Raw genomic sequence first — 6,823 nt, forward strand, 5'->3', positions numbered from 1 at the left:
TGACCAGAATCACGCACCAAGTCTCACGTGCGTTCGACTTGAATTTTATAGCAACAAATAGAAAAAATGAAAATAATAAATAAAAAATCAGCAGGAGATAAAATAATATGGGTGACAGCGTTTGGAATGATTTTTTAGATGAGACAATCGAAGAACGATATGAACTGGTGGCAGAGCGTGTGGAGGAAATCAGCAAAGAAGCTCTGGTGCCGGAGCTTTACAAAGGATATTTTACAGAGGCAGCAGTTTATTTGAAAAAAACAATGGAACTGTGTCAGATGGCAAAAGATGGAACTTTGCAGCAGCGCAGCCTGGAGACTTGCAAGGCAGATCAGGAGCAGTTATATCATCATATGCTGCCGGCTTATTATGAGGAAAGCTATGCGAACCCGGCTTATGCAGTAGCTATTTTTGGCGAAAAAGAAGGCGAGTTGTTAAGTTTTCTGCGTGCAGAGTTGGATGTGGCGATTACCTATGCTTTTGAGGGAAAACTGGCAGAACTGACCTTGTTACTGGAGCTTTTCGTGCAGGTGTATAACTGCTTCGAAGAAGAAGATGTGCAGGAGGCAAAACAGACCATTTACTGGTATTTCCATGATTACAGTGAAGTGTTTGTGGAGAACCAGATCCGGGAAATGATCGATCCGGTGGACAGCCTGTACAAAAATATTATTATGAAAGCAGATCTGTCTGAACTCAGTTATCTGTATCAGTATGGATTTTATATTGGAAAAAATGAACTTGGCATTGCAGAATTTTTAAATCAGCTTTCCGAGGAAGAAATTCAGTCCATGGCAGATACTTATACAGAAGGATATCGCATTGGATTTGAGATTACTGGCAAGGATATCAAAAAGAAAAAGACAGTTCAGATTCATTATCAGATTGGATTTGAGCGCATGATCCGTGCAGCCATCCAGAATTTTGAAAAAATCGGACTGCAGGCGACCATCAGCAGAGAGCCGTCATCTTCCTTTAATAACCGTGGCGGTTCCAAGCGTGGTGCTTACGCAACCAGCGTAAACCGTCAGTATGATTTTGATCATAAAGAAGACAAAGCATTCTATTTTGATAAAGCATTTGTGGAGCGGCGTCTGGAAGTACTGCGTACTGTATTTGAGCAGCATAAAATTCAGGCAGCAGAGCATGGCGGACCGGCAGTTCTGGAAGTCTTTGGAGAGGAGCCGTTTTCACCGGAGAAAAAAGATGCTGCAATTCATTATCATGACCGTCAGCAGGAGCTGGTTGTTTACAATGCATCCATGTCCGGTCAGATCACAAATGAGTATATCAAAGGTGAGGAGCGCAGCTTCACGATCATTGCTTATCCGATTCCGGAGATCGGTGATAAATTTAAGGAAATTTTTGCAGAGACAGTGGTTATCAATACTCTGGATTATGCGAAATATCAGAAAATGCAGCAGTGTATCATCGATGTGCTTGACACTGGTACAAAAGTACACATCACCGGTCGTGGCGGCAACCGTACGGATCTGACAGTAGCACTTCATCCGCTGACCGATCCGGACAAACAGACAATTTTTGAAAACTGTGTGGCAGATGTCAATATTCCGGTTGGCGAGGTATTTACGTCACCGGTTCTGGCAGGAACAAACGGAACGCTGCATGTATCAGAAGTATTTTTAAACGGTCTGCAGTATCTTGATCTGGAAGTTGTGTTCAAAGACGGTATGATCGAGAGTTACAACTGCGGAAACTTTGCGGATGAGGCACAGAACAAGGCTTATATCCGTGATAATATTTTGATGCGTCATGAAACATTACCGATGGGCGAGTTTGCCATCGGAACAAATACAACCGCTTATCGTATGGCAAAAGAATATCAGATCGGAGCAAAATTGCCGATCCTGATCGCGGAAAAGACAGGTCCGCATTTTGCAGTGGGCGATACCTGCTATTCTCATGCAGAGGATACCGCTGTTTACAATCCGAATGGCAAGGAGATCATTGCCAGAGATAATGAGAAGAGTCTGCTTCGCAAAGAGGATATGTCAAAGGCATACTTTAACTGCCATACAGATATCACCATTCCGTATGATGAACTTGGTGCGATTACAGTCATTCGTCCGGATGGCAGCACTTCAGACATTATCCGCGACGGTTTATTTCAGGTGGAAGGCGCAGAAGAACTTAACGAGCCGTTATTAAATTATTAGAAAAACAAATGAAACGAATGATGTATATTAGTGGCACTTATAAAAAATATAACAATATATAATTGGCAAATTTGCATGATTCAAGGTAAGATGTAAACAGAGTAGTAAGCCATCAGGATAAAACAATTTTGCTCTGATGGTGTTATAAATATTTACATGAGGGATGAAAGGAGCACATACAAATGGCTAAAGTAGGAATTGTAATGGGCAGTGATTCAGATATGCCGATCATGGCAAAGGCAGCAGAAATTTTGGATAAATTCGGTATCGATTATGAGATGCGTATCATCTCCGCACATCGTGAGCCGGATGTGTTTTTTGACTATGCAAAATCCGCAGAGGAGAAAGGCTTCAAAGTAATTATTGCCGGAGCAGGTAAAGCAGCTCATCTGCCGGGTATGTGTGCAGCAATCTTCCCGATGCCGGTAATCGGAATCCCGATGAAGACATCTGATCTGGGCGGTGTAGATTCTCTGTACTCCATCGTACAGATGCCGAGCGGAATTCCGGTTGCAACTGTAGCGATCAATGGTGGCGCAAATGCTGGTATTTTGGCAGCAAAGATTCTGGCTACTTCTGATCCGGAACTTTTAGAGAAACTGAAAGCTTACACAGAGGAGCTGAAATCTCAGGTAGTGGAAAAAGACGAAAAATTACAGGAAACCGGATATAAAAATTACGCAAAATAGTCAGAGTAAGGATACAATGTTTCTGTTGAGTGAAGCAGGAGCTATTTGATTATGAGCAAGTGGATTGCAAATATCCGCGTTGATAAAAGAACATGAAAATATGTGCTGATACATAACGGAGGAATTCAGAATGGATTACAAAAAAGCAGGTGTAGATATTGAAGCTGGTTACAAATCAGTAGAGCTGATGAAAAAACATGTAAAGGAAACCATGCGTGCAGAAGTTCTTGGCGGACTTGGCGGATTTTCCGGAGCATTTTCTTTAAATAAGATCAAAGAGATGGAAGATCCGGTATTGTTATCCGGCACAGACGGATGCGGTACAAAAGTAAAACTTGCATTTTTAATGGACAAACATGATACCATCGGAATCGATGCAGTTGCAATGTGCGTAAACGATATTGCCTGCGCAGGCGGCGAGCCGCTGTTTTTCCTGGATTATATTGCCTGCGGCAAAAACTATCCGGAGAAGATTGCTGAGATCGTAAAAGGTGTAGCAGAAGGATGTAAACAGTCCGGCGCAGCGCTGATCGGTGGTGAGACAGCAGAGCATCCGGGACTTATGCCTGAGGATGAATACGATCTGGCTGGTTTTGCAGTTGGCGTGGTTGACCGCAAAGATATGATCACAGGAAGCGAGGTAAAAGACGGCGATGTGCTGATCGGTATGGCTTCTACCGGTGTACATTCCAACGGATTCTCTCTGGTTCGTAAAGTATTCCAGATGGATGAGGAAACTCTGAATACCTATCATGAAGAACTTGGAAAAACTCTTGGCGAGACATTATTAGCTCCGACAAGAATTTATGTAAATGCATTAAAATCCATCCGTGAAGCTGGCGTGACAGTCAAAGCATGCAGCCACATCACAGGCGGCGGATTCTATGAGAACATTCCGCGTATGCTCATCGACGGTAAACGTGCGGTAGTAGAGAAAGACAGCTACCCGGTACCACCAATTTTTGCAATGCTTGCAAAAGAAGGCGACATTTCCGAAGAAATGATGTACAACACCTTCAATATGGGACTTGGCATGATCGTTGCTGTAGATCCGGCAGACGTTGACAAGACCATGGAAGCAATCAAACAGGCAGGCGATACACCATATGTTGTAGGAAAGATCATTGATGGTGAAAAAGGAGTAGATTTATGCTAAGAATTGCAGTGCTGGTATCCGGCGGCGGTACGAATCTGCAGGCGATCATTGATGCCATCGCAGATGGAAAAATCACAAACACCGAGATCGCAACGGTCATCAGCAATAACAAAAATGCCTATGCGCTGGAGCGTGCCGCAAAGGCAGGTATCCCAAACCGCTGCATCTCTCCGAAAGATTATGAGGACAGAGCACAGTTTCATGAGGCACTGTTAGCAGTATTGGATGAGGCGCAGGTAGATCTGATCGTTTTGGCAGGATTTCTGGTAGTCATCCCGGAGATGATGATCCAGAAATACAGAAACCGCATCATCAACATTCATCCATCTCTGATTCCGTCTTTCTGCGGAACCGGATATTATGGTTTGAAAGTGCATGAAGGCGTGTTAAACCGTGGTGTAAAAGTAACGGGAGCAACCTGTCATTTTGTAGATGAGGGAACCGATACCGGTCCAATTATTTTACAGAAAGCCGTTGAAGTAAAAAATGGTGACACACCGAAGATTTTACAGCAGCGTGTCATGGAAGAGGCAGAATGGATCATTATGCCGAAAGCCATTGATCTGATCGCAAACGGCAAGGTTAAGGTTGTTGACGGAAAAGCAATCGTAGAAGAATAATATACATAGGAATAAAAGCTGACGGATGTCTGAAATACCTTGTAAAAAAGGTAACAGCGTTCGTCAGCTTATATGGACTTTTGATATATCAAACGTAAGATGACTCTCAGATCTATAAAGCGTGAATAACAAAGAGATTGAGAGCATTCTTGAGAAAACACAGAGAATGTAAAAAGGAGAACTGACATGAAAGTACTGATCGTAGGAAGTGGCGGAAGAGAGCATGCCATCGCAACAAGTGTGGCAAAAAGCAGTCGTGTAGATAAAATTTACTGTGCACCGGGCAATGCCGGAATCGGACAGATCGCAGAGTGTGTACCGATCGGTGCTATGGAATTTGACAAACTGGTTGCATTTGCAAAAGAAAACCAGATCGACCTGACCATCATCGGCATGGACGATCCGTTGGTTGGCGGCGTGGTAGATGCTTTTGAGGCAGAGGGACTTCGCGTCTTTGGACCGAACAAAGCAGCAGCAATTCTGGAAGGTTCCAAAGCATTTTCCAAAGATTTAATGAAAAAATACAATATTCCAACTGCAGCATATGAGAATTTTGACGATCCTCAGAAAGCACTGGAATATCTGAAAACAGCAAAAATGCCGATCGTTCTGAAAGCAGACGGATTGGCACTTGGAAAAGGCGTGCTGATCTGCAATACTTTAGAGGAAGCAGAAGCTGGCGTCAAAGAGATCATGATGGATAAAAAATTCGGTTCTGCCGGCAACCATATGGTTATCGAAGAGTTTATGACAGGTCGTGAAGTATCCGTATTATCTTTCGTAGACGGAAAAACCATTAAGATCATGTCTTCCGCACAGGATCACAAACGTGCAAAAGACGGCGACCAGGGATTAAACACAGGTGGTATGGGAACTTTCTCACCAAGCCCGTTCTATACAAAAGAAGTAGACGAGTTCTGTAAAAAATATGTGTTCCAGGCAACGGTAGATGCCATGGCAGCAGAGGGACGTACTTTCAAAGGTATCATTTTCTTTGGTCTGATGCTGACAGAGGATGGACCGAAGGTTCTGGAGTACAATGCCAGATTTGGTGATCCGGAAGCACAGGTTGTCCTTCCACGTATGAAAAATGATGTGATTGACGTGATGGAAGCCTGCATCGATGGAACTTTAGATCAGATCAATCTGCAGTTTGAGGACAATGCAGCAGTTTGTGTTGTTCTGGCAAGTGATGGTTATCCGGTTTCCTATGAAAAAGGATTCGAGATCAAAGGTCTGGAGAATTTTGAAAACAAAGATGGCTATTACTGTTTCCATGCAGGTAGCAAGTTAAATGAGGAAGGCAAGATCGTGACAAACGGCGGTCGTGTCCTTGGAGTTACTGCCAAAGGTGCTACCTTAAAAGAAGCCCGCGCAAACGCTTATGCGGCAACAGAATGGATTGATTTCGCAAACAAATATATGCGTCATGATATCGGTAAAGCCATCGATGAGGCATAATTTATGAAAAAAGCAGTTATTTTTGATATGGACGGTACGTTGTGGGATTCTGTGGATGAAATCGTGGAGTCCTGGAATAAGACCTGTCCGGAAATGCATATTCGCAGAGAACAGCTGATCGGTCTCATGGGAAAAACCATGGACTGTTTCGCAAAAGAATTGTTATCAGAATATAAATTGGATGAGGCGATGGAGATCATTCATGCCTGCGAGCGGGATGAGAATGAGTATCTGAGCCATGTTGGCGCAAAACTGTACGGAGATATCCGTAAAGTGTTTGAAACTTTGCGTGATATGGGATATGAGATCGGTATTGTCAGCAACTGTCAGGCAGGATACATTGAAGTATTTCTGGAGTATTATCATCTTGGTGATCTGGTGGCAGACATCGAGTGTTATGGCAATACGCAACAGCAGAAAAATGCAAATCTGAAAGCACTGATTGAGCGTAACCACTATGAGAAGTATTATTATCTTGGAGATACGCAGGGGGATTATAATGCTTGTCGGAAAGCGGGAGTTCCGTTCTTGTTTGCAGCTTATGGTTTTGGAACTGTGGATGCAGATGTACCACAGGTAGAGAGTCTGGAGCAGTTGCCGGAAATAATAAAAAATTTATAAGAGTTTATGTATAGCACCCGACGGGATTTTTCCGCCGGGTGCTTGCGGTAAATTCATCTCAGTCTGAGTTGAGACTCCCACTTCTGCAAGTGGTGAGTA

At 43.4% G+C, this 6,823-nt stretch carries 6 protein-coding genes; all 6 read left to right on the forward strand.

The genetic code is table 11. The annotated features are described in order from the left end of the window. Nucleotides 1-107: 107 nt before the first annotated feature. The 6 genes from LG34_RS14680 to LG34_RS14705 all read left to right on the forward strand — a co-directional run bounded on the left by LG34_RS14680 (nt 108) and on the right by LG34_RS14705 (nt 6,724). A complete protein-coding gene (locus LG34_RS14680; protein WP_109216729.1) occupies nt 108-2,177 on the forward strand; it encodes an aminopeptidase in 2,070 nt (689 codons plus the stop codon). Nucleotides 2,178-2,359: 182 nt separating this feature from the next. Continuing rightward, the gene (gene purE / locus LG34_RS14685; protein WP_109216730.1) at nt 2,360-2,866 is read left to right on the forward strand and encodes a 5-(carboxyamino)imidazole ribonucleotide mutase; all 507 of its coding nucleotides are present in this window, start codon (nt 2,360-2,362) and stop codon (nt 2,864-2,866) included. A gap of 130 nt (nt 2,867-2,996) precedes the next feature. Next, nucleotides 2,997-4,022, forward strand: coding sequence for a phosphoribosylformylglycinamidine cyclo-ligase (gene purM, locus LG34_RS14690; RefSeq protein ID WP_109216731.1), 1,026 nt, complete (start codon nt 2,997-2,999; stop codon nt 4,020-4,022). After that, complete coding sequence (purN, locus tag LG34_RS14695) at nt 4,016-4,642, forward strand: phosphoribosylglycinamide formyltransferase (protein ID WP_109216732.1); 627 nt, start codon at nt 4,016-4,018, stop codon at nt 4,640-4,642. The genes purM and purN overlap by 7 nt, the downstream gene beginning before the upstream one ends. A 186-nt stretch (nt 4,643-4,828) precedes the next feature. Beyond that, nucleotides 4,829-6,103, forward strand: a complete 1,275-nt coding sequence (gene purD, locus LG34_RS14700) for a phosphoribosylamine--glycine ligase (RefSeq protein ID WP_109216733.1) — start codon at nt 4,829-4,831, stop codon at nt 6,101-6,103. A 3-nt stretch (nt 6,104-6,106) separates the two neighbouring features. After that, complete coding sequence (locus LG34_RS14705; RefSeq protein WP_109216734.1) at nt 6,107-6,724, forward strand: HAD family hydrolase; 618 nt, start codon at nt 6,107-6,109, stop codon at nt 6,722-6,724. Nucleotides 6,725-6,823 lie beyond the last annotated feature (99 nt).

This window comes from Eubacterium ramulus, assembly GCF_003122485.1.
In the GTDB taxonomy this organism is placed as follows: Bacteria; Bacillota; Clostridia; order Lachnospirales; family Lachnospiraceae; genus Eubacterium_I; species Eubacterium_I ramulus_A.